The 23,049-nt window shown below is 41.9% G+C and carries 20 protein-coding genes and 1 pseudogene; 8 read left to right on the forward strand and 13 right to left on the reverse strand.

Annotated elements, in window-relative coordinates:
• Positions 1-16: 16 nt before the first annotated feature.
• Both ACLFKQ_RS09520 and ACLFKQ_RS09525 read right to left on the reverse strand, forming a co-directional pair.
• Entirely contained in the window at positions 17-709 is a 693-nt protein-coding gene (locus tag ACLFKQ_RS09520) for an HAD family hydrolase (RefSeq protein WP_448999595.1), read from the reverse strand.
• Positions 710-770: 61 nt separating this feature from the next.
• On the reverse strand, positions 771-1,634 hold the full coding sequence (locus ACLFKQ_RS09525; RefSeq protein ID WP_448999596.1) for a class I SAM-dependent methyltransferase: 864 nt from the start codon (positions 1,632-1,634) through the stop codon (positions 771-773).
• Between the two features lie 319 nt (positions 1,635-1,953).
• On the opposite strand from ACLFKQ_RS09525, the gene ACLFKQ_RS09530 reads away from it, so the two are divergent.
• Both ACLFKQ_RS09530 and ACLFKQ_RS09535 read left to right on the forward strand, forming a co-directional pair.
• The gene (locus ACLFKQ_RS09530) at positions 1,954-3,141 is read left to right on the forward strand and encodes a methyltransferase domain-containing protein (protein ID WP_448999597.1); all 1,188 of its coding nucleotides are present in this window, start codon (positions 1,954-1,956) and stop codon (positions 3,139-3,141) included.
• Positions 3,132-3,305 (forward strand): hypothetical protein, encoded by a 174-nt coding sequence (locus ACLFKQ_RS09535; protein WP_448999598.1) that lies wholly within the window; start codon positions 3,132-3,134, stop codon positions 3,303-3,305. Before ACLFKQ_RS09530 ends, ACLFKQ_RS09535 begins: the two co-directional genes overlap by 10 nt.
• A 39-nt stretch (positions 3,306-3,344) precedes the next feature.
• Here ACLFKQ_RS09535 and ACLFKQ_RS09540 read toward each other — a convergent pair whose 3' ends face one another.
• The 5 genes from ACLFKQ_RS09540 to ACLFKQ_RS09560 form a co-directional block, all read right to left on the reverse strand.
• Positions 3,345-4,424, reverse strand: a complete 1,080-nt coding sequence (locus ACLFKQ_RS09540) for an ATP-dependent 6-phosphofructokinase (RefSeq protein ID WP_448999599.1) — start codon at positions 4,422-4,424, stop codon at positions 3,345-3,347.
• A gap of 235 nt (positions 4,425-4,659) precedes the next feature.
• Entirely contained in the window at positions 4,660-5,730 is a 1,071-nt protein-coding gene (locus tag ACLFKQ_RS09545; RefSeq protein ID WP_448999600.1) for a hypothetical protein, read from the reverse strand.
• Positions 5,731-6,119: 389 nt separating this feature from the next.
• Positions 6,120-6,707 carry a CPBP family intramembrane glutamic endopeptidase gene (locus ACLFKQ_RS09550; RefSeq protein ID WP_448999601.1) on the reverse strand — a complete coding sequence of 196 codons (588 nt, stop codon included), beginning with the start codon at positions 6,705-6,707 and terminating at the stop codon, positions 6,120-6,122.
• A 6-nt stretch (positions 6,708-6,713) separates the two neighbouring features.
• Positions 6,714-7,895, reverse strand: coding sequence for a DUF3326 domain-containing protein (locus ACLFKQ_RS09555; protein ID WP_448999602.1), 1,182 nt, complete (start codon positions 7,893-7,895; stop codon positions 6,714-6,716).
• A gap of 28 nt (positions 7,896-7,923) precedes the next feature.
• Complete coding sequence (locus ACLFKQ_RS09560) at positions 7,924-8,118, reverse strand: hypothetical protein (protein ID WP_448999603.1); 195 nt, start codon at positions 8,116-8,118, stop codon at positions 7,924-7,926.
• A gap of 329 nt (positions 8,119-8,447) precedes the next feature.
• On the opposite strand from ACLFKQ_RS09560, the gene ACLFKQ_RS09565 reads away from it, so the two are divergent.
• Positions 8,448-10,160: a M48 family metalloprotease gene (locus ACLFKQ_RS09565; protein ID WP_448999604.1), complete on the forward strand. Its 1,713-nt coding sequence runs from the start codon at positions 8,448-8,450 to the stop codon at positions 10,158-10,160.
• Positions 10,161-10,206: 46 nt separating this feature from the next.
• Here the strand turns inward: ACLFKQ_RS09565 and ACLFKQ_RS09570 are convergent.
• Positions 10,207-10,365, reverse strand: a pseudogene (locus tag ACLFKQ_RS09570) (ISAzo13-like element transposase-related protein); the annotation flags it as partial.
• Between the two features lie 77 nt (positions 10,366-10,442).
• Here ACLFKQ_RS09570 and mtnA point away from each other — a divergent pair.
• Positions 10,443-11,615, forward strand: a complete 1,173-nt coding sequence (mtnA, locus tag ACLFKQ_RS09575) for an S-methyl-5-thioribose-1-phosphate isomerase (protein WP_448999605.1) — start codon at positions 10,443-10,445, stop codon at positions 11,613-11,615.
• 4 nt (positions 11,616-11,619) lie between these two features.
• A complete protein-coding gene (locus ACLFKQ_RS09580) occupies positions 11,620-12,231 on the forward strand; it encodes a class II aldolase/adducin family protein (protein ID WP_448999606.1) in 612 nt (203 codons plus the stop codon).
• A gap of 259 nt (positions 12,232-12,490) precedes the next feature.
• Here ACLFKQ_RS09580 and ACLFKQ_RS09585 read toward each other — a convergent pair whose 3' ends face one another.
• Genes ACLFKQ_RS09585 through ACLFKQ_RS09600 form a run of 4 tightly spaced genes read right to left on the reverse strand, consistent with a single transcriptional unit; the run spans position 12,491 to position 17,637 of the window.
• Positions 12,491-15,082 carry a hypothetical protein gene (locus tag ACLFKQ_RS09585; protein WP_448999607.1) on the reverse strand — a complete coding sequence of 864 codons (2,592 nt, stop codon included), beginning with the start codon at positions 15,080-15,082 and terminating at the stop codon, positions 12,491-12,493.
• A complete protein-coding gene (locus tag ACLFKQ_RS09590) occupies positions 15,012-15,188 on the reverse strand; it encodes a hypothetical protein (protein WP_448999608.1) in 177 nt (58 codons plus the stop codon). Before ACLFKQ_RS09590 ends, ACLFKQ_RS09585 begins: the two co-directional genes overlap by 71 nt.
• Positions 15,173-17,299 (reverse strand): hypothetical protein, encoded by a 2,127-nt coding sequence (locus tag ACLFKQ_RS09595; RefSeq protein ID WP_448999609.1) that lies wholly within the window; start codon positions 17,297-17,299, stop codon positions 15,173-15,175. Before ACLFKQ_RS09595 ends, ACLFKQ_RS09590 begins: the two co-directional genes overlap by 16 nt.
• A gap of 14 nt (positions 17,300-17,313) precedes the next feature.
• Positions 17,314-17,637, reverse strand: a complete 324-nt coding sequence (locus tag ACLFKQ_RS09600) for a hypothetical protein (RefSeq protein ID WP_448999610.1) — start codon at positions 17,635-17,637, stop codon at positions 17,314-17,316.
• Positions 17,638-18,190: 553 nt separating this feature from the next.
• Here ACLFKQ_RS09600 and ACLFKQ_RS09605 point away from each other — a divergent pair.
• Both ACLFKQ_RS09605 and ACLFKQ_RS09610 read left to right on the forward strand, forming a co-directional pair.
• Positions 18,191-19,132 (forward strand): DUF1186 domain-containing protein, encoded by a 942-nt coding sequence (locus ACLFKQ_RS09605; protein WP_448999611.1) that lies wholly within the window; start codon positions 18,191-18,193, stop codon positions 19,130-19,132.
• 856 nt (positions 19,133-19,988) lie between these two features.
• Complete coding sequence (locus ACLFKQ_RS09610) at positions 19,989-20,318, forward strand: hypothetical protein (protein ID WP_448999612.1); 330 nt, start codon at positions 19,989-19,991, stop codon at positions 20,316-20,318.
• Positions 20,319-20,523: 205 nt separating this feature from the next.
• Here ACLFKQ_RS09610 and ACLFKQ_RS09615 read toward each other — a convergent pair whose 3' ends face one another.
• Positions 20,524-21,294, reverse strand: a complete 771-nt coding sequence (locus ACLFKQ_RS09615) for a response regulator transcription factor (protein WP_448999613.1) — start codon at positions 21,292-21,294, stop codon at positions 20,524-20,526.
• A 135-nt stretch (positions 21,295-21,429) separates the two neighbouring features.
• On the opposite strand from ACLFKQ_RS09615, the gene ACLFKQ_RS09620 reads away from it, so the two are divergent.
• Positions 21,430-22,653 (forward strand): ATP-binding protein, encoded by a 1,224-nt coding sequence (locus ACLFKQ_RS09620; RefSeq protein ID WP_448999614.1) that lies wholly within the window; start codon positions 21,430-21,432, stop codon positions 22,651-22,653.
• Positions 22,654-23,049 lie beyond the last annotated feature (396 nt).

Below are 23,049 nucleotides of genomic sequence, written 5' to 3' on the forward strand. Positions count from 1 at the left end.
GGGTACTGTTTATAATTTATAATACTCTCTCTACACGGTCGAGTTCGATTTCCAAAAGACGATCTACAGTCCAGTCAGCCTGTCTTTGCAGCATATGCAAGGGGAAAGTATTGGCAATACCGACAACCTGGATACCAGCCTTTTTCGCCGCTTCAATTCCCACGGGAGTATCTTCAATCGCCAAACATTCGGCTGGAGTGAGATTTAACTGAGGATTTTGGCGATTAAATAAATCTATTGCCAAAATATAGCCATCTGGTTCGGGTTTGCTAACCTGCAACTCATCTCCTGTTACTACAGCCGTAAAATATTCGGCGATCGCTGCACGGTGCAAAACCAGTTCGACTTCAATTCGCAATGCACCAGTTACCAAGCCGATCGACAAGCCTTGCTGTTGGAGTCTTGTCAAAAATTCGCCAACTTCAGGATATAAAGGCAGAGTGTCTAACTGGTCTAATTTTTTGACGTACTCTTGGGCTTTATTGTCGACCAACTGATTAATGTATTCCTCTGACACAACTCGACCGCGACTAGTTAAAATATCTCTCAAACAGCCGCGATCGCTTCTTCCCAAACAGAACTGCTTATACTCGGAGTTTACTGGACGTAAATTTTCGGCGATTAAAATCTCTTTGATTAGTTGTTGATGAATCGCTTCATCATTAATAATTACTCCATTAAAATCCAATAAAACTGCTTTTAAACTCATTGCATAGTTCTCGATTACCAGACTCTTAATATAATACGCTTTCAATTGGTTCGCTCTGGTGCTAAGCGAATACCCAATTTTTCTCTATTTCAGATTCTAGTTCTCTCTCTAGTTCGAGATTATTTGCCGCTAGGGGTTTGATTCCCCAACTGATCTGATTAGTCCACCAAACATCTTCAGTATAAATCCGAACGAAATTTGCCGCGCCTAACCAAGCATCGACACTACCTCGGGCATAAACTTCAATATAAGGCTCTTCAAAGATATCGGTTAACCATTCAGTATGACGGAGAACTTTTTGATTGCCATCGAGAATAATTACTTCACCTCCTGGTTTGAGCAGACGAAAACCTTCCCACAAAATGTTTTGAGCTACCGTAGGTGGAGTTTCATGGAACAGCAATGAGGCGGTAACTAAATCGAATGACTCATTCTGAAAATCGGTTGCCTCAGCGTTGCCATGTAGCCATTGAATATCTAAGCCTGCTTCCTTGGCTTTATATTCTGCCATGACCAGCATATGTGGTGATAAATCCAGTCCGATAACTTCAGCCTCAGGAAAAGCTCGTTTTAACATTAGTGTGGTAGAACCAGTACCGCAACCGAGATCGAGAATACGAACTGGTTTGCCTCGCACGGCTTCAATTACTGCTTGCCGGTTCCAGGTTTCCTTAGGCGGTAAAGCAAATTGGGTGACGGGGTCGTAGGTTAATGCTGCGCCAGAATTTAAGTATCCGCCCTCAATACCGTGGAAATTCTGCGAGCTATAGTATTCTGGGTAAACTAAATTAGGATTAGTCAGGCGATCGCAACCTTCTTCCCAATCAATTTTGTCGGATAATTCTTTTAAAGCCTGGCGATCGATGAAAAATCCAAATAGGGGCTGCAGAAATTTTTCCCAAAGCGTATCCTGACCTTTAGCCATATAGTCGAGCTTCAAAAAATTTAGTAAACTTTATTTACTCTAGTTTAGAAAATTTTGGCAAACAAAGGCAGTTGCAAAATCCTTTCTGGCTTGATAGATATATTGCCTGGAGATAATTTTTAAGCAAACTACAGTATCTTCTCAGGAAAATATCATTAAAGCTAAATTTAATAATAAAGTAAATCCAGCTTGCACGATTTTAGTTAACTCGGAATAATGCTGAAATCGCAGACATTGACATTATTATATTATACCTACGGCGCGATCGCCCATTAATCATTCTCATTGCTAAAGTTTAACTACTAAGGAGCGTTTATTTGTGACTGAAATTCGATCTTCTCAACCTGTAGATTACAATATCGAATCGACAGTATTAGAAAGATATCAAGAGGGTGCCAAACAGCAACAACCAAGCTTATGCTGTCCTACCGAATATGAAGGAAACTACTTAGAAATCCTACCAGAAGAAATTATCGCTAAAGACTATGGCTGTGGCGATCCGACTCGTTACGTCAACAATGGCGAAGTTGTAGTCGATCTCGGTTCTGGTGCAGGCAAAAATTGCTATATTTTGGCACAAAAATTAGGTGCGTCAGGAAAAATTATCGGCGTAGATTTTAATGACGAAATGCTGTCTCTGGCAAGAAAGTATCAACAGGAGACAGCAGATAAATTGGGCTATTTCAACACTGAATTTGTCAAGGGCAAAATTCAAGACCTCAAGCTAGATCTAGACAAGCTACAGAGTTGGCTGCAAGATCATCCCGTTACTTCCGTCGATAAAGTGGGAGAATACGAAGCAGAATGCGATCGCCTGCGTCAACGAGAACCCCTTATCCCCAATAATAGTGTTGATGTAGTTGTTTCTAACTGCGTTCTCAATCTAGTTCGTCCTCAAGACAAGCAACAGTTATTTGCGGAAATTTTTCGCGTTCTCAAGCGAGGTGGTCGGGCAGTAATTTCCGATATCGTTTGCGATGAAGATCCGACTCCTGCCATTATTAACGATCCCGACTTATGGAGTGGTTGTGTTGCCGGGGCTTTTCGAGAAGACAACTTCTTAAAAATGTTTGAAAATGCTGGTTTTTATGGGATAACAATCCTCAAGCGAGAGACAAAACCTTGGCAAGTAATCGATGGTGTGGAATTTCGTTCGATGACGGTACGTGCCTATAAAGGCAAAGAGGGAGCGTGTTGGGAGAGAAAACAATCTGTAGTTTACAAAGGACCTTGGAAACAAGTACAGGATGATGACGGTCATGTATTTTGTCGTGGCGAGAGAATGGCAGTCTGCGACAAGACCTATCAAATTATGACTAACGCCAATGGTCCCTATGCTAAAGAGCTAATCGGCATTCCTCCGTATGAAAATATTCCCTTAGAAGAAGCCAAAGAATTTAACTGCAAAAATAAAGCCGTTCGCCATGCTAGAGAAACAAAAGGTTCCGAATACAATCTAACTCAGACCAATGATAGTGACTGCTGTAGCCCTGGTGAATGCTGTTAGCTCCTGTGACAAAAGGAGAAAAGTTACCCAACGATCCTCAAGACGAGGAAATTCCTGAAATTACGGAGATAGATGAACTACAAATGCGCAATGCACTCGCCAGCAAGCACCTGATTTCAATTCAGGTGAACGGGCGAGCCTTTGTTGGCTGCAAAAAAAAATAAATTCTGTATTTGCACAGTAGTCAATCATTTTTAAAGAGTTCACTCTCCCAAACAAATACCCAAACCTCTAGCAGTCTTGACCAAGGTGTCTTTAGGATCGACTGCGCGGTAGTTTTTAATCGCTTCGGCAATGGGAACGCTAATTACCTGTCGATTTTGCCAAGTAACCATGCGATCGTATTTTTCTCGAGCAACTAATTCTACTGCCACTACGCCGAAAGCAGAAGCCAAGATCCGATCTAATGGAGAAGAGATCCCCCCACGCTGGGTGTGCCCTAGTACCGTAACCCTAGTTTCCGCACCGCTTAAGTTAGTAATTTGTTCGGCGAGATACTGACCGATACCTCCCAAGCGGCAGTCGGCAAAATGCCCCTGTTCTAACAAATCACCCGACTCAGTACAGACTGCTTCGGAGACGACAGCGATCGAATAATCTTGTCCCATCGCCTGTCTTTTCTTAATATGGTGGCAAATGTTTTCTAACTTGTAGGGCAATTCGGGAATCATAATGATATCCGCCCCCCCAGCAATACCAGCATTGAGAGCAATATGTCCTGCGTCTCTACCCATCACTTCTAAGATCATCACTCGACTGTGACTGGCAGCAGTAAAGTGGAGGCGATCGATCGCTTCAGTGGCGATATTAACGGCAGTGTCAAAACCAATAGAACGTTCGGTAATGCCTACATCATTATCGATAGTCTTGGGAATACCTACGAGATTAATTCCTCCCTGCTGTGCCAGCTTCCGTAAAATTGCCAAACTACCATCGCCGCCAATGCCGATTAGAGCATCTAAATCTAACTGTCGGTAGCCCTCAATGATTTCTGCGGAACGATCTGCTAGGGAACCATCAGACATGGGAAAAGCAAAGGGATCACCTTTATTGGTAGTGCCCAAAATTGTTCCTCCCATAGTTAACAAGCGATCGACGTTGTTAACGTATAACGGCATAGCTTGAGGAGGGCGACTCATTAACCCGTGAGTTGCCTTACAAATGCCCAATACTTCCCATCCATAAACATCAACCGCACAGCGAGTAACCGCCCGAATTACTGCATTTAAACCAGCACAATCACCACCACTGGTGAGGATACCAATACGCTTTCTCTCCGACATTTCCTTTCCGATTTACTATCCGATCTTATTTTTCTGGTTGTCGGTTACAAAAGATCGGACGCTCAACAAATTGCTACAAAGCGATCGCGTCTATTCAAAGAAGTTTAATTATTTTTACATCGAGCGCAGCTTTATTAAGTTTAAGTTTTGCTCCTGTTGTGTTTGAGCCTTGTGGTCAAATTTAAATGCAAGTGCATTTATCGAACCTAGTAGAAGATCTCAGTTACTCCGCATTTTACCCTTCTGCGTCACTAATTACTTTCAAACGTACCAGGCGATCGCCAGCATCATCGAGATAGACTTCGATGGTGTCGCTAGTTAGAGTTTCCAAACAAGCCAGCAACCCTCGAAGGTGAGGATTAGATGCCCCCGTTTCTACATACAAGCGATCGGCGACGCTACCCAAACGTTTCCAGGTAGTATAGAGTTTTCCTACAGCTTGTTCGAGGTTAGTGGCTTGCTTGACCAAATCGGCTGCGGTGTTGATACAGTCTAGACGTAGAGCTTCTTCTAGTGCCATTTCGAGGTCGAGCGCCGAGTCTCTAATGGTTTGTACCTGAGCACAAGCATCGAGATATTTTGCCAAGTTTTTTGCCTCGCTAGTCATCAGTTTAACCGTATCGATATCGGGACTGGCGACAATTTCTTTTTTGATTTCGGCTAAATGTAAATCTGGTAGCTTCTCCATCTCTTTAACTAGAGGAGCGAGATGACGAGCGGGCAACGAACCCGTAACCGCCTTTTCTTTGACTTCATCGGGTAATAGTTCCGAACTCATCGCCGTCCATTCATCGGCAAGCTGTTTGACTTCGCGCCGCGTGATACGATCGCCCTGTCTAGCAGCTTCGCTGACTAATTTTTGAATTTCGGGTTCGGCTTTGGCAGTTTCGACAAAAGCCCGTTTGCTAAAGTTATTAATACTATTGGGGTCTAGCTGTCCTTCGGCTAACAGGGTATCGGCACTATTTGCCAGTTGAATTAAAGCGTATGCCTGAGACTTGGTTATTTCCCGATTTTTCAACCAGTTGATAAAACCAGCACCTCTACCTTCTCCCCCTGTCTTTTCCCGATCTCGCACGGCTCTCAAAATTCGCCCGCGCCAAATATCTGTTTGCAGATCGAAGCGATCGCAGATTTTCCAAAATGTATCTAGCTGCTGTCGAAAATCCGACTCTTCGATTGCCTCGTCTTCGGGGTCGGGTAAATCGAAATTAAAATCTGTAGGGGTTTCTAAGGCGGCAATTATTTCTTCATTGGGTATTCCATTGCCGTTGGTAGAACTATTCACACCGTCATTTTCAAGCATTTATCTGGCGATTGATTGATTACTAGCTATAAATTATCCTACCTTTACTGCGGGCGAGAAAATACCCTGCTTCAAATCAAATTATGTCAATTCTACTAGCAGCAAAAAGTTACAATTGCCAAATTTGTTGATAGTTATATGAAATCTCAAAAAGAATGCTACACATAGAACTTATCGGGCAGAGCGACGGGCGGCATAAACAAGAGGCTGACTCTGGAGGTCTCCTCTAGCGGCGCGCCCTCCAGAAGGCAAGAGGCAGGAGAAATTATTGACTGCAACCACTTACTTTAGTCATTTGTAGCAAACATTCAAGTATTTCATATTAGGATCTACAATTAACCATCCCTCGTGTATTTGCGTAGGAGGTAAGCTCAACATCTCTAGTGCGCTCATCTTTGTTGCCTACTATGACTGAGTTTCCACAGACAGCTAGATAAAAAATTAGTAATTACATGAGCCACTATGGGTACTAATAAGTTCCCTGTAATCAAAGCGCAATAGCCTAGCAAGAAACCAATAATCGTCGCCCAGACTACATAAGGCCATTGTCCCGTACCGCCGAGATGGAGAACCCCAAATAGCACGCTGGAGACAATTAGTGCGGTTAAGTTGAAGCCCAAAGCTGGTAACATCATGCCCCGAAACAGCAGTTCTTCACTCAAACCAGGTAATAGTCCTAACCAAATTAGGTCAAACCAAATCAAAGGTCTAATAACTAACTCTAGGTAAGCCTCGGCACTGCGACGATAGGCAGGCCAAATACGATAGATTATGCTACTGCTGACAATAATAATTGCTGCCGTACCCAAACCCCAAAGTATGGCGTTAAGGTCGAAGTGTGTCGAAAGTAGCCGAACCGAACTCAATTTCTGCCAGATTTTGACGATTGCCAGTAAAATGACCGCCGTTACACCCATAACTACTAAAATTTGAGTACGGCTGAGAGGTTCTATTTCCGAATTGTTTGAATTGGTCACTAGTTTTTATGATAGGCAACGAAGAGAAAACAAAGAAGGTTGGAAAACCTGAAAATCGACACCAGCACGCAGCGCGACTAAAACTCCTAATGCTTCCAAATATGATTTTACTCCTATAGTTTTAATACCCAAAGGTTCTGGAGGAACTTGCATTTGGGTGGTATTGTCCGCAACGGTAATAATTTTAGTAGTTGGAGAATTGCTAAAACTGAGAGTAGCACTACCGCCACAGGCTGTATGAGGTATGACTAATGCATCTACTTCTTCCGACCATATTGTTGTCGAACTAGGGAGACGATAATCCTGAAGGGAAGGGCGCGTCTTCTGGTTGCCAAGCAAGTCCGTTGTGTGCAGGACTGAGCTTCTCGCCTCGCGAGTAAGACTCGGTTTCCTCAGACGTTTATGCCACCCGTCATCCACTTCGCGATCGCTTGTAAATTGGGGTGCGCGACTCAAACCGACTAACACGCAGGGTAAAAAAGTATATCCCAATTCTTCAGCGGCGGCACGAGGCGAGACTCGCTCGTCTACCGGTAGGGGCATCAAGGCGGGGGCGTGAGCGGCAGGAATTTGAAATTCGCGCACGATTAGATGAGAAATTACCGCTTCTGCTCCTGCCAAATAGTCTACTCCTTGACCCTGACGATAATTTTGCAAATCGGAACTATCTTCATCATCGGGGAAGCGAGCGACAACTGCGATCGCCTCTGCCCCTGCTTGAGTAATTAATTTCTCGGCGGCTCTTAATAAACTACCGGGATTGCCAATGGTTCCCCAACTAGCGCCACTGCGGGCGGCACGTATCTCTACGTTTAGCGGAGCGTCGGTAATTACGTAATCGGTCAAACTCAAACCCAAAGTCGCTCTGGCGGCATCGGCAGCCTGGAGATGACGCAGTCGCAGTTCTGGTTCGATGCTGTAATCTAATAGCAATCCAACCTGATTTTGCCTGACTGGGTTTAAGCCCCACTCACCGGCAGCAAAGCGATCGAGTCCGTAACCTTCAACATAGAAAGTATTGTCTAAAGGATAATAGAGCTGCGCGCCATTAAGGACGTTGGGATGAGTAATCAGGCGATCGCTAATTTTGGCTAGGGCACGAGCTATGGGCAGAGCATCACCAGCATAACCACCAATCGCCGCTCCCACGCCCGTAGGAACGATTGCGACTACTGTAAAAGGATTCATATTATTTAGCTCTTGACATACCTTTAAATTATTCTGCTGCCAATTCTTGCTCTGCTCGAGTGACAATTGCTTCGACGGTAGCCTTTTCGCCTTGTTTGTCTACTTTGGTAATCGCCCAACGCAGTGGTTCGCCTCGTTTGGATAATTCTGTTTCAATCTCTTGTTGTAACTGTTGGGAGTTTTCGTGTAAATCGATTTCAGCAGTAATAAAGTGGGTAGTCATTGATAATTTGAAGTTGGGATGAATTGATTAGCTATTAATTTATTAACTATTCTCTAATCTATGAGTTGCAGATTGTAAAATAAATAGTAACAGTTAATAATTTCTTATCGTTTATTGACTCTTTAGTTCGATTGTGTTTATAGGGATATTTTCCTAATTTTTTGCGTCTAGATCTTTATTAGTTGGCGCGTTTTTTACTTAGTACTGAAAACACCCAGAGACTTATCCATTGGCTGATGGCGAAACTTAGTTCGAGCCTCTATCAGTTCGCAATTCCATATAAATATAAAAATCTACTCCATATTATCAAACATAAACTAAATATTTTCATGAAAGCTTTAAATTTTTTATTAGTAATTTTAAGTATTTTCTCGGCTCCTAGTACAGCTATAGCTCAACGTAGTTGGCGAAATAGAGAAATTTCTCAAGCGGAACGTGATGTCTTAGAAAAGGTAGAACACTCAGAATCTACCAAAGTAGATCCCGAGCCATTTGGCGATCGCGGAGAACCGAAGAAAACTCCTGAAACGACTGAAAAACCAAATTCAGAGAAACCCACCAAAGATGCTGCAGCCGACAAGCCCACCCCAGAAGCAATTGCTCGTTTAGAACAATTAGCCGCTGCCGATAAACTATATCTTAAGGGAGACAAGGTGGGAGCAGCCAATCTCTATCGGGAAGCGAAAGAGCCTTGGGAACTGGAAACCAAACACAACGATGCCGTAGAGGCAATTTACGATCCTGCAAAATTAAGTCCTGGAGGCAAAGTTTACTGGCGTAACTATCAACAGGGGAAACAACAGGAGTTAGAAAGTAAAATTTTTAGTTCTCTAGAATTACTAATTGTCCAACAACCAGAATTTATTCCCGGTCATATCGAGTATGCCAAAGCCCTAACAGAATACGAGCGCGAAACGGAAGCTTTACAAGCCTTAGAGCAAGCCAGCAATCTCTATCCCAACGAAACAGAACTGCTCAAAGCTAAAATGCAGGCTGATGTCGCAGCGGAAAAATGGTTGGAAGCATCAATTGCCGCCCGTCAGTTTGCCTTATTCAATCCAGACCATTCCCAAGCTACAGAATTTACTCGGTTAGCGGACGAATATTTAGAAGAATATCGCAATGAGCTACGCTCCGACATGACTTGGAATGCTATTGGTAATGTTATCGCCGGGGCGGCAGGTTTCGCGCTAACGGGGAATTTATTCGGTCCGATTTCGGCGATCGAAACTACCGTATTGATGTTACGAGGGGAGTCGGCGGTTGGTGAAAGTACTGCCGAACAGGCAAAAAAACAGTTACCGATGTTGGAAGACGAAGAAGTATTGAGCTACGTTAGGGAAATTGGTAACGAGATAGCTGTGGTTGCTGGTAGAGATGATTTTGAATATGAGTTCTATGTAGTCATGGACGATCGCCTCAATGCTTTTGCCCTACCCGGAGGTAAAGTATTTGTCAACGCTGGTGCGATTATCGAAACCGATACGGAAGCAGAATTGGCGGGTTTACTCGCTCACGAAATTTCTCATGCAGCTTTGTCTCATGGTTTTCAGTTAGTCACTAGCGGCAATTTGACCGCCAATGTAGTGCAATATATTCCCTATGTCGGCGGTACGGCTACCAATCTAATCGTGCTTAACTACAGCAGGGGTATGGAAAGACAGGCAGATATTTTTGGGACGCGGCTGTTGGCGGCAGCTGGCTATGCTGCTGATGGAGTCCGCAATTTAATGGTCAAACTGGATGAATTGAACCAAGCAGAAGACTACCCTAATCCTCCTGCTTGGCTTTCAACTCACCCGGACAGCGAAGAAAGAATTCGCTACATGGAAAATCTAATTATCGAGGGCAATTTAAATCGTTATGCCTATGAAGGGGTAACCGAACACCAAGCAATGAAAGAAAAGGTGGCTAGCTTGTGGCAAGAATATCTGCAAGAAAAATGTAGCAATAAAAAAGATCGCGGGGTAATTATCGAAGAAGAAAAATGTAAGGGAATAGAAATTGAAGAAGAAACTGAAGAACGAGAAACCGATGATTAATTGGTTCGGAAAATTGAAAAGCTGATACTCTCAGAGAAATTTACATACCCTTGTCGAATTCACCTATCTTGAGTCCCACCTTCGCATCTATAGAAATTCTGAGGCTTGTTGGGTTCTCATCAGCTTGCTGATTAATCCGATTCACTTGTTCGAATGTGGCTTCGGTTTCCGGAATCTGTTTAGGGGGTTTGGTAATGAAATTTATTTGTCTGCTTTAAGTGCTCCAAGACTTCTTAGTCCCTTTGAAGCTCTTTAGCCAACTTTGTTGAGATTAACCCGTTTATGAAAATCAATAATAAACATAAACACTACCACACGATTTGGATCAATGAAGAGAATGCCCAACTCATTCAAGCCTTCGATCAAAGGTTCTTTCCTCATGAAATTAAGATTTTTGACATCACCAACACTGATGAAGCCGCATTTGCCATCAAAGAAATGGTGGTCAGGGGAGCGCCGTTGATTGGGGTAACAGCAGCCTATGGCATGTATTTAGGTTGTATTGAAGCTAAAGCCCACAGCGATCGCAATGGGTATTTAACCCAAGTCGCCGAGAAATTAAATGCCACTCGTCCTACAGCCGTAAACCTGTCATGGGCAATTAAAGAAATGCGTGACAGCTTATCCGTCAGCGACGATCCAGACGAAAAAATTGCGATTGCCTTAGCTAAAGCCAATCGGATGAAGCAGGATGATATTGATGTTTGTTATCGCATTGGTCAGCATGGGTTAAAGATTATTCAAACCATCGCCGAGGGCAAAAATGGCCATGGAGCAAAAACCGTGAGTCATTCTCAACCAAACGAAATAACCGAGCATCAAATCAGTAAACCAGTAAATATCCTCACCCATTGTAATGCCGGTTGGTTAGCTACGATCGATTGGGGTACTGCCACAGCCCCCATTTACCAAGCCCATGAGGCAGGTATTAACGTCCATGTCTGGGTAGATGAAACTCGACCGAGAAATCAAGGCGCAAACCTCACGGCGTTCGAACTAAATCAACAGCATGTACCCCATACCTTGATTAACGATAATACTGGAGGGCATTTAATGCAGCATGGTATGGTGGATTTAGTGATTGTCGGAACCGATCGCACGGCCCGCAATGGCGATGTAGCCAATAAAATTGGTACTTACCTCAAGGCCTTGGCCGCCCATGATAACCGGGTTCCTTTTTACGTCGCCCTACCTTCATCGACGTTAGATTGTTCGATTGAAAATGGAGTGCGGGACATTCCCATTGAAACCAGGGATGAAAAGGAAGTGAAATACATCCAAGGCAAAGTAGACGGGGAAATTAAATCCGTATTGCTCTGTCCTGAATCTACACCAGCAGTCAATTATGGTTTTGATGTCACTCCCGCTAAATATGTGACTGGATTAATCACCGAGCGGGGAGTTTGTGCTGCCTCTGAAGAAGGTATAAAACGATTATTTCCAGAAAAGTTTTAAGGACATGAACGATCTCAATCGGGACCTTGATGAGGGGTATATTAAGTTCGATCTGACTTGGATTGATCAGCCATTATCTATTTCTGTCCCAACCGAACTGATGGCTTGGCGCGATCGCTTGTACGAACTAAAGCAGATTGGATATGATGCCGGGCTTGGGGTTGGTTATGGGAATATCAGTGTTAAAACTACAGCAGGTATCTTAATTTCAGGTACTCAAACTGGGAAGATTTATCCGATTAGGGAAGAGCATTTTACCTTAGTGACAGAATATGACCTACAGCAAAATAAAGTAGTGTGCGCTGGACCCGTTAAAGCTTCATCAGAATCGATGACCCACAGTGCTGTTTATGATGCCGATCCCGAAATTAAAGCGATCATTCACGTTCATAATTGGGATTTATGGCGAACATTAAAGGGAAAAGTACTCACTACCGCGGAGGATGTTCCCTATGGAACTCCCACTATGGCAGAAGAAATTATCAGGCTATTTGAGGAAACCAAGGTCAAAGAGGAAAAAATTATTGTCATGGCAGGTCATGAAGCGGGAATTATTACTTTTGGCAAGGATTTGACCGAGGCAGGTAATGTGTTGCTGAACTTCTTGCGCTCCTAGAGATGTCAACATGGGGGTGTAAGTTATATCGGGATTTCAGCTTCCTATTCTCAATAAACCTGCGCTATTGACCAAAAATAGTGAGTTACTCCTTTAAATATAATTACCTAATAAAATATTTAAGAGCGTTTGCGGTGCTTGCGAATAGAGTTCTTTCTCAGCTATAAGATTAGCTTTCTAAATTTTGGTCGCGCTTAGATTTTGATAGCGAGTAAAGTATGACACTGTGCTTGGGTGTAAGAAGTTCCCGCTACTTATCTCAATATTCACCGTATTTTACGATTCCATATAAAAGCTTATAACTCAAGCTATCTGTATCGCTTATTCGATGGTATCCTTGTCTACGTCGGTTAAACTTTATGCCAAAAGCTCTCTCAAGTATTTCGATTACATCGCTATTTTTAGCAATGTCTTTCTTCTTAGGACCAAAAAATTGCTTGAGAGCTTGTTTTTTAAGCTTCTCATCCTCTTTAAAATTATACAAAACTTTGCTGACATTACCTCGACTTACCGCACCATCAATAAGTTCTTGCTCAAATATCTTGAATCCCGCTAGTTCGAGGGTATGAGCTTGATGTTCGTGTTCTTCCCAATCAGGTACGTAAGGGTTTGCGGACAATCTTTTAGACTCTTCAATCCAGAATAAGCTCTTAGCTAACTTGACTTGCTTTTGATAGGCACCAAGTATTTCTGGTTTTTGGTAAATCGCCAGCAACTTCTTTATGGTGTGGGCTTTTAACCCAAATTCCTTGTCTATTTTATAAACTAATTCATCTATCTCATCACCTTTAAGATAAATCTCCTTTTCATCCTTATTATCACGGCTGATGATTTGTTCGATTTTTTCTTGACTAAAACTAGGAAAAAAGGGTTTAGGTTTAACTATTGCCTCCAAGATACCGTATTCTAATTTATTATCATCGAGCAATAGACTTTCAATAATCACCTCGGAGAAGTTGTTTTTCATTTTGCAGTCAAAGGCGATTGCATCAAACAACAAATCTAAGTATGGCGAACTTTTGCACTCAGTTGCTTCATCACCCAGTATTGTTTCTTTCGCACCACAAAGAGAAATCCATAAGTTTTCAGTTGTCTTCAAGTCCCTGAGTCCTAAAAACTGTCGAAACCCAATAAACATATCTGGGTTATCTAAAGCTTTATACAATTGACCTCTAGCTTCTACATTGTCTAAATGTTCGTCCAACCATTTTATTTGTTGTGCTTTTACTGTGAGTTCTTTTTGTGCTTCCAAATCCAATTCTGTTCGGCTGACATTTTGGGGGATAAAGAAGGTACGTGGGGTCTCAAAGTCTCTAAGTCTGGGCGCTTGTTGAGCCAAAGTTAGGGGGCTGATATGATTGAATGTGGTGGCTATAACCACAGTCTTAAAATAGTCAAACCGATCGATTGAGAGCCCCGCGTCTACGATATTGGTAGCTACAATCAGCTTGGGTTTCATCCTCTCAATGTAACCTTTGGGGTCTTGAAAAAACTCTTTGCTTTTAGGCCACTTACCTGTATTGCTGTTGAGCATGAGAACTTCTGGATGCATACCTTCTGGTATTTCATGCTCGTAATCTTCTACGTTGAAATTGGGATGGAGTGCTTCAAAAAGCCACTTTACTTCATAAGTCTCATCTACACTGGCTATAAACATAATCGCAGGGTAAACTTCTGGATCGTTCAGCATCGAGAACACGTACTTTCTCAAACTTTGCTTACCCTGGTGTGAAATTACTTTGACTGGTTTGGAGTAAGGGAGTGGTTTAGGAGCATGAATAATATGTATAGCCTGCTCGCCAAAAATTCTCAAACAAAAATCAGCGACAAAAGCATCTAAGTCGGCATCGATAATAATGACTTTACTCGCTACTTTAAAAAGCTTTTTGAGAGCTCTCATGATTTTGTCGCGGATTTCGTTCATGCCAATCTTCTGGCCTTGGTAGCTAATTGCAGGTAGCAAGCTCATAATTTCATCCAATATAACTACGGCATTCTTGTATCTACCTAAGTCTATATAGGGAGATAGCTTAACCAGTGAATTGATGCACAAAGACATCCTCGTAGCTTCGGGATTATTGTAAGAGCTCAACTTCTTATAATTAGTTAGATTTAAGTTCTTAGCTAAATTTTCAGCCAACGATTGACGGTGAGTCAGGCATAAGACCGGATTAGTTCGGGGCAACTTCTCAAGATAAAGCTTAATTCCCGTAGTTTTGCCAATAGATTTCGCGCCTTTAATCAGAATCGCCCGATAATCATCGTGGTTCATGACCTGCCAGAATTCGTCACAATCGGCTAGTTTTTTATCATCGGGTACGTCAATTAGAGTGGTGCGTTTTTTATATGGTTCTTGAGTAGTCCAGTGAGGGTTGAGAAATGCCAATCGAGACAGTGGAAAAGGTATACCAATCTCGCGCCCGCGAAGAAACGCTTTGAATTTATCTGGTTCGGCTAATAAATCTACTTTTTCCTTTCTTTCTTTCAGAAACTCGATAATGATATCTGAATGTATGTCCAATCTACCGAGGAAGTAGTAGTTCTCACTTTCTTCTAAAGTTCTTCGCAAAATATAGGTCGAGTGCTTATTGCCCGTTACACTCTCGAAAGTTTGGGAACCATAGTTTTTGTCGTCCCAGGCTTTTACCCCCTCGTACCGAAGTCTCAACCGTTCTTCTTCTTGACCTTTTAATGGAATGGCCCAGTTTTCAAAGTAGCCCATGACCATTTTGGCATCATCATAATCTACCAATGCCCAATGGCATTCAGTTCTAAAAGGCTTATTTCCCCGATTCAGCTTCTTTGCCTTCGCTTGGACGTATGAAGATAGGGATAATTTCTTCGTCTTCATCTGGATTATCCTCTTGGAGGTCGATTTCTAAAATTGGATGCTTGTCTTTGAAGCGAGGTAATTCCGCTCCTGGCGAAAAATCATAATCGGCTAAATCAGAGTACATAATTGCTCCATCGTATATCCTTTCTCTAGAGGAAAACCCTCATGAGTTGAGGTTTTATAGTCATACTTATCTGGGTCTTTGCGATACCAAAGAGAGATGGCTACATCTTCAAAATAGGCTCTTTCATTTATTTCCTCTGGTAAACCTAACCTCCATTGACACCAATGCCACACTAAAAAATAATGCCACACTAAAAAATGAGTTGCTTGTAGCAACCAAGCGGTCTTGTAGGCCAGCGGCTCTGGTGAAAGAAATACCACCTCATCGTGAATGCTGCACGAATAGCAACAACCATTCATTTTTTCTTTCTGGAATAACCACTCCATAATGCCTATGGTCAAATGCAGCATCGCTACTCCGCCACCCTGACAAAAATAATTGCATAGCCCTAATTGGTCTTGGCGATCGCCTTTAACTCTCTGGGTTGAAGGTTGATAGCCCCTGGGGAATGCTAAATTCAAAAAGGGCTCGGTTCTGAAGTCAACTTTTAATCTCTCTTCATAAAAGTTCCAGGTATTGGAATCCAGCCCGCCTTCCCAAAAGCCCAAATAATTGCGATCGCCTTTTTTAATGTCTACGGCTAATTTGGCAATTTCCTTAGCTAACTTTGCGTCGCCATTTAAATAGGGAGTGAGTTCTTTTGCCAGACCTAAAACTCCCATACCATATTGCATACCTAAGTTAGCCTGCTTGCCGACGTCTCTGGAGCAGTTGGTTCCAGTCTTATCCGTTATCATCTGAGCTACGATGCTGTGGTAGTCGGTTTTTTCGGCTTTAGTGCCCGTAAAGACAATCTCGGAGTTTTTATTTAGTCCCAGCTTGCCTTGACCAGAGAAATTATCGGCCAATATCGCTCCAATGCGACTTTCCTGACTGTCAAAATCGGCATAAACGATTCGGTAGTCTTCTCGATGGGCGCCGAACATGGCTCTTAGTTCATGAAGCGGCAAACCTTGAGGATGACCTTTGGCCGTCATGAGAATACCACCCGTCGCCCGTTTGGTGATCGTGCCGTGAGGCAAACATTCTAAAGGAGAAATTCGGTTCTTTCGGGGGCAGTTGCGCGCGCGTTTGATGTAGGTGTTGTAATAAGCTAATTGAACGTTGAGTTCGAGAATTTCCTTAGTTACTCCAGGACTGGCTGAATAGATAACTCCCGTCAATTCCATAATCTCAAGAGTGTTCTTGCGGTCTAATTTCCCGTAAGAAATAAAGTCGTTGAGCCGCTCATTTTCTGGCAGTTTCTCCCCATCATAAGTCAGCCAAACAATATTGCGCGCTCGGCGATTTTTAAAGGGTAGAATGGGTTTATTAGCGTAGCATAACCTGAGCAATAAACCTCTGACAAGAGTATTGGGCTCGCCCTTTTCCTCAATAGAAGATAAAGCCTGCTCGTACCAATCATCTGGTAGCAATCTAGTCCAGGGATCGTAATCTTCCTCCGCTCTAGCTTCTTCAATAAGCTGTAACCATAGTTCTCGGCGGCGTTTGCGGAGTTTTTTGATTGGAACTTCGGTATTTTTTAGCCACGATTCGTAATCTTTATTGACTCCTATGACTTGCGAAGCAATACAACCGTGGGCAAAATGAGATATGGGATGGGGAACAAACTGCTTGTAGAGCGGCCACAGATGTTGGAATAACTTGAAAGTATAGAGAACGTCTCTCAGGCTATAGGTTAAGGCTTCTTCAAAGTTTTGTATGACTTCCACAAACCCCCGGACAAAGTATTCCCGCTCGTCCTTAGAGATATTCATGGCTAAGTAGAACTTTAGCAATTCTTGTAGGGAAGCCCCAGGAAGTCCGTAGGCAACTCTATCGAAATCCTCGCCCATACTTTCGCGTAGATAACGCTGATAGCGCATACGAGAATTGGCTTCATCAACAGCTTTAGCCATCGAGATAGTATCGAACCAAAGATTCTGGTGCGGAATCGAATAACTTTCTGCAATGCGAACGTAATCGAAAGCCGAGTTATGAGCGATAATTAGATGTCCTTCGCCAATCGACACAGTTTCAATGGTTTTCTTGAGTTCTTTACGACCGTGTTTGAGTTCGGGATGCGACCACAAATAGATACCTTCTGTACCTAGAGCTTGAACCGTTAGCAATCCGGTTTTTACCCCTACCCTAGTTCCTTGGTTTTACCGTTAGTCTCTGTATCGAGTATTAAAACCCGTTCCCCGTGCAAACATTCTTCAGCTTCAGAACCTACCAAAAAATCATCATCATAGAGCCAACATACCCATTTGCCTCTCGAATCCATGAGGTCTTGTTTGTCGATCGCTTCAAAAGTCTCTTCAATCAGTTTGTAATCTAGCGCGGCAAATTTATCTAGGGGTTTAGTTACTCTAGCAGCATAGTACTCATCTAAGTGCCCTACAAAACTCTCAATGTTATCGAAACCTACGAGCTTACGCCAATCTAATTTTAAAGGTGTCTTCTTCATGGGTAGGGCAATGTCTTGAATGAACTTGTCTGATATGATGCACCCTAGAGCTACTATTTCTGGTTGGCGATCGGCAACAAAAAAAAAATGAATATCCCAAAATTACGCCGCCTTTAAATTATTTATGGGTATATATATATATTTAAAGGGACAACCTCACATTATTGGTCAATAAGCTTCGGTTATTGAGAATGGAGTCTGGGTTTTGGACGCTTTAGAAATTGGGGGCAAATTATCTCAGGTGGGTTAACTAAGGCAGGTTTTGTTCGAGTCCGGGCGTAACTCACTAATCTTAAAGTACCCAGAGCGAGCGATAATCTATCAATTTTGGATTGTATTGAGTAAATCGAGGCAATTATTCGAGCTCGCTGCATAAGTTAAGCCCCAAACCTTGTCAAGTCTCAGTTCCCTCAATCTAGATTAATCCCAACGGTGGATTCGACTTGATGGTAGGATCGTCATGGCTCAGCCTCTAGATTTTACGTTCCTTTTCTCAGCGTACTTCCCCTAAGAGATTCTAAACGTAAAGTTTTGAGCTTCTGGTTGAGTATCTATGGTCATTAAGATTCAAGCAGGCTTTTTTGAGATGGAATTGGTCGAAATAATTGCCGAACTAGAAAACAATACGGGAAAATTTCCCCGTCAAGCTTTGGAAGAAGCAATATCACAGCGGGAAGCGATTACTCCTTTATTATTGGAGACTTTAGCTAAATGGAAAGATAATCTAGAGGAGTTATTGGAACTCCCTGACTATTTTTTACATATCTATGCCCTGTTTTTATTGGCGCAATTTAAGGAAACTCAAGCTTATCCCTTAATTATCGAGTTTTTCTCAACTCCCGGAGATGCGGCATTAGAAGCGACTGGAGATGTCGTAACCGAACATTTAGGCAGAATTTTAGCTAGTGTATGCGACGGAAATATCGAACCTCTCAAGCAACTGATAGAAAATTCACGAGCTAATGAATTTATTAGAGGCGCGGGTTTACACTCGTTAATGGTTTTGGTAGCTCAAGGAATTATTTCGAGAGAGTCGGTCATTGAGTATTTCGAGCAACTGTTCGGGGGCAGACTAGAAAAAGAGCCGAATTCAGAGACAGAAACTAATTTTTTATGGAGTGATTTAGTTATCAATAGTGCTAGGCTGTATCCTTTAGAGCTTAAACCATATATCGATCGGGCTTTTGAGTCTGATTTGGTCGATCCGTTTTTTATCAATTACAAAGATATTGAATATTACCTCGAGCTAGGGTTAGACGCCACTCTAAATAGACTTCGTGAGGATTCCCACTATTCTCTAATTGAAGATACGATCTCAGAATTGGAATGGTGGGCTTGCTTTCACGATCGAAGTCTCAAACCGACAAGAAATAAACCTCTTGGAGTAGGTACTTTAAATCAATCTCCTCCAAAAAAATCCGACCGAGACAAGAAGAAAGCCAAGAAAAAGATGCAGAAAGAAGCGCGTCGAAAAAATCGTGCTAAGAGAAAATAGCTTTGCCAGTTATATATTGATTTCGATCTCAAGCGCGGTGGTGAACTCCGCTACCTACATTGCCTGCTACGACCATGAGACTCTCTCAAATGGTGAGTTTCTAGTACTCCTGTTCGGGAAGTGTCAGTGGTGTCAGTGAACTCACTCATTTTTCACTGACAGCAGGAGTTCTGTCCTGGTATACATTACGGACTTAGTGTCAGTTGACCTGGTTTTTTTCACTGACAGGGTAAAAATCCGATCTGGTATACATTTGAAGCTTATTTGTCAGTGAAAACTTACTTTTTTAACTTGAAAAAGGGGGAGACAGGCTTATTTATCATAGATGATGTAGTCGTTAGGGCATATGTGCCCCCTAGAGGAGAAGCAAAAACTCACTTTTCACTGACAAAAGTTATCAAAAGTCAAGCCCTATATAGGTTTAAGCGTGTCAGTCAAATGTCAGGGAAAGATTGAGCTTGTCTGACAATAAGCCCGTAAAGTATACCAGGTCTAAATTTCGGGTGTCAGGGAAAAAAGTACTAGTTCACTGACATTCACTGACATCAAAAAAGTCCCATGAATAAAATTTGATGCTGCTTTCAATTCGGTAGAGACATTTCTTAGGATTGAATAAAACCTACACCCAATCATAACGGTTTGGTCCGGGCTGTTAGCCTAGGCTTTTTTATTGGTAGTACCGATGGCAGAAACCTGAAGCGGCGCACTTTTCAAGTATTAATTAATGTTTGGCAAAGGGCTCCCCATCTTGTCTTATCGCCGTACTATAGTCCTAGAAACAAGGAAACATCGAGATCTTAGGTAGTTGGTAGCACTGTGATCCCGATGTTACGATCGCATATTACATATTAGGACTATGATATCACGGGACAATAAAACGAACAAAGGTCTTGCTGCATCGAATAATAACCTATCGAGCGATATTTGGAAGCGATTGACGATTATTAAGACCGAAGCTTGGTTCGATACGGTTAAGGCGATCGCAAAACAAAATAACGCCAGGGCGAAACTTGAGAGCCGATATCGAAAGTCTGTAGATGTATACGATGCAGACGGCATAAGACTCGGACACCTCTGGCAATTAGATGAAAACGATCCGATTTATTGGAGTAGGAAGCAGTGGGTCAGTCACTTTAAGGCGGCGAATATGATAGCGGAGGCGATTGAACAGTTATCGCTCGATTGAGCTGTAGATGGGAACTATAGGTACCGTTTATTTGCGGTACTTTTTATTAAACTTAATCGGAAATAACCAGGAATTCGGCTAAGTTCCCTACTGCACAAGGCTTTTAGCTATTTTCGATATCGAGTGCTCAGAAGCCTTTACTGGTAAAACTTTCAACTCACTTCCTTCATTAATTCCGATAAAGTCTATTCAAGAATACACATTATCATGCAATTTCTTTTTGCCTGCGACTATTGCGCCACAAGTGCGGTGAAGTCCCGTGTAGCTGTCTAAACTGACGAATAAAATATCCTGTATCTAAATAGCCAGTTTTTTGAGCAATTTGCGTTATCGACCGCTCCGTACTAAGTAATAGTTGACGAGCTTTATTCATCCGTCTTTCAATAATCCATTGTTTGACAGTTCTTCCTGTTTTTTGACGAACTAAATTAGTCAAATATGCGGGAGAATAACCGAGAGCGGCAGCTACTTCTTTTAGTTTGAGGGGTCGGTGATAGTGTTGTTCAATAAATTCAAATACTTGGTTTATTTTAGGACATTCAGATGAGTTATAAGTTGCAAAAAAAGATTCAGAATTAGAAGCATTAGTATAATATTGTTGTAATTCTTTCTTTCTTTTTAATCTAGTATTAATTGCGGTTAACAGGCGTTCGACAGTACAGGGCTTAATTAAATAATCTTCAGCACCTAAATCCATGCCCAATCTTAATTCTAACATCGAAACTTTAGCAGTTAAAAAAATGACGGGTATAGCCAAAGTTGACACTTGTCGGCGCAAAGCTGCAAGTACTTCATAACCATCCATTTCTGACATCATAATGTCACAGACAATTAGATCTGGATGACGCTCCTGGGCTAATTTTAAGCCTATTTTTCCATTATTTGCTTCAAATGCTTTGAACCCTTCAAATTTTAGACAGTTAAGTAAAACTTTCCGCGTTTGTGCTTCATCTTCGATAACTAAAATCTTTTTCATGTTTAGTTATTGCTTCTAACCAAACTAAAACCACTTATTTCTAATAAATACTCGAACTGAATAGGGCATAGTAGCGAAAGTTACAATTACTGCTAAAGACGAAGATAAATTAGAAAAAACTGACGTTTTGAAGTAATGAAACCGCGAAATAACCAACAAACTGACATTGAATTAGCAAACTTGCGTCGTCAGCATCAGCTAATTCTCAATTCTGTAGGAGAAGGGGTTTATGGCTTAGATTTAGAGGGCAACGTTACCTTTGTCAATCCTGCAGCGGCAGCAATAATCGGCTGGGAAATGAAAGATCTAATTGGCAAGTCGATGCACGCTGTTTTACATCATTCCAAAAGTAATGGTACGCTCTATCCTAGCGAGGAATGTCCTATTTACGCTGCTTTTAAAGACGGAACCGTACATCGAGTCGAAAATGAGGTATTTTGGCGTAAAGACGATACTAGCTTTCCCGTAGAATACATCAGTACTCCCATACACAATGAAAAAGGTAAGTTAGTAGTTGCTGTGGTTACCTTTCGCGATATTACCCAACGCAAACTCAGCCAGGCAATTTTGCAACTAGCTAATGAAGAATTAGAGCAAAGAGTGCAAGAGCGAACCTCCGAACTCAGTCAAGCTAATCAGCAACTAAAACAACTCAATGAAGTTCGTTCCCGCTTTGTCTCGATGGTATGCCACGAATTTCGCAACCCTTTAAATAATATTGCCTTCTCCGTATCTTCTTTAAAACGTTATGATCGCCAGCTTTCAGCTAGCCAAAAAGTTGAGTATTTGTCAGATATTGAAATCAGTATTGATCGCATGGCTCAAATGATCGACGATTTTTTGGTTATCGGGAAAATAGATACAGAAAGAATTGATTTAGAATCACAGCAGCTAGATGTAGTTAAATTTTGCCGCAAACTAGTAGCAGAATTTCAACAAACTCATTTAAACAACCAGATTCAATTTAGCAGCGATCGCGCTAATTTGAAAGTTGAGAGCGATTCTCAGTTATTGAGAGCGATTTTAATTAACGTGCTGTCTAACTCTGTGAAATATTCACGGAATGGCGATCAAATTCAATTTCAACTGTCAGCGAATTGCGATCGCCTTACCTTTTTAGTTGAAGATCGGGGAATTGGTATTCCTTCTGAAGACTTACCTAAAATTTTTGAACCCTTTCATCGAGGTAAAAACGTCAGCAATATTCCAGGCACTGGCTTGGGTTTGAACATAGTCAAACGATTTGTCGAGCTTTTAGGCGGAAAAATAAACGTATCTAGTCAGATAAATCGCGGCACTCAAGTAAACATTGAAATTTCCCTAACGGTAGTTGGCGAGCGAGCAGATTCTGTTAATTAATTCAGGCATTAAACATGAGATACTAGCAAAACAATTTATAAAAATACTTTACGAATTAATTAAAAACAAAATTTATATTGCTCGAAAACTGCTATAAAATTGGTTCTTATTTGAGTTAATAAACAAAATAATTTAGAGCTACAAACAGAGAACGATAAATTGATAATTTATATATAAAACTGCAATTAGTAATTCCAATTATTTAGCGGCTTAACGCTCAATATAATGCTTCCATGCTTTGGCTAATCGCCTAATACTCATTCACAAAAAATCTAAAAAAAATCCTATTTTTGCTAAAATTAGTTCAATGTCAACTCGTAAAACTGACTGATAACATGACCTTACAGCCTAGGATTTTAGGCAATTGCCAGTAAGTTGTCCTTTCCTCTTATTGGT

This window comes from Myxosarcina sp. GI1(2024), assembly GCF_053543375.1.

Coding starts and splice junctions, on each gene's coding strand:
- ACLFKQ_RS09520 (WP_448999595.1), bottom strand. CDS start 709: ATGAGTTTAAAAGCAGTTTTATTGGATTTTAATGGAGTAATTATTAAT.
- ACLFKQ_RS09525 (WP_448999596.1), bottom strand. CDS start 1,634: ATGGCTAAAGGTCAGGATACGCTTTGGGAAAAATTTCTGCAGCCCCTA.
- ACLFKQ_RS09535 (WP_448999598.1), top strand. CDS start 3,132: ATGCTGTTAGCTCCTGTGACAAAAGGAGAAAAGTTACCCAACGATCCT.
- ACLFKQ_RS09540 (WP_448999599.1), bottom strand. CDS start 4,424: ATGTCGGAGAGAAAGCGTATTGGTATCCTCACCAGTGGTGGTGATTGT.
- ACLFKQ_RS09545 (WP_448999600.1), bottom strand. CDS start 5,730: ATGCTTGAAAATGACGGTGTGAATAGTTCTACCAACGGCAATGGAATA.
- ACLFKQ_RS09555 (WP_448999602.1), bottom strand. CDS start 7,895: ATGAATCCTTTTACAGTAGTCGCAATCGTTCCTACGGGCGTGGGAGCG.
- ACLFKQ_RS09560 (WP_448999603.1), bottom strand. CDS start 8,118: ATGACTACCCACTTTATTACTGCTGAAATCGATTTACACGAAAACTCC.
- ACLFKQ_RS09565 (WP_448999604.1), top strand. CDS start 8,448: ATGAAAGCTTTAAATTTTTTATTAGTAATTTTAAGTATTTTCTCGGCT.
- mtnA (WP_448999605.1), top strand. CDS start 10,443: ATGAAAATCAATAATAAACATAAACACTACCACACGATTTGGATCAAT.
- ACLFKQ_RS09580 (WP_448999606.1), top strand. CDS start 11,620: ATGAACGATCTCAATCGGGACCTTGATGAGGGGTATATTAAGTTCGAT.
- ACLFKQ_RS09585 (WP_448999607.1), bottom strand. CDS start 15,082: ATGAAGACGAAGAAATTATCCCTATCTTCATACGTCCAAGCGAAGGCA.
- ACLFKQ_RS09590 (WP_448999608.1), bottom strand. CDS start 15,188: ATGTACTCTGATTTAGCCGATTATGATTTTTCGCCAGGAGCGGAATTA.
- ACLFKQ_RS09600 (WP_448999610.1), bottom strand. CDS start 17,637: ATGAAGAAGACACCTTTAAAATTAGATTGGCGTAAGCTCGTAGGTTTC.
- ACLFKQ_RS09605 (WP_448999611.1), top strand. CDS start 18,191: ATGGTCATTAAGATTCAAGCAGGCTTTTTTGAGATGGAATTGGTCGAA.
- ACLFKQ_RS09610 (WP_448999612.1), top strand. CDS start 19,989: ATGATATCACGGGACAATAAAACGAACAAAGGTCTTGCTGCATCGAAT.
- ACLFKQ_RS09615 (WP_448999613.1), bottom strand. CDS start 21,294: ATGAAAAAGATTTTAGTTATCGAAGATGAAGCACAAACGCGGAAAGTT.
- ACLFKQ_RS09620 (WP_448999614.1), top strand. CDS start 21,430: ATGAAACCGCGAAATAACCAACAAACTGACATTGAATTAGCAAACTTG.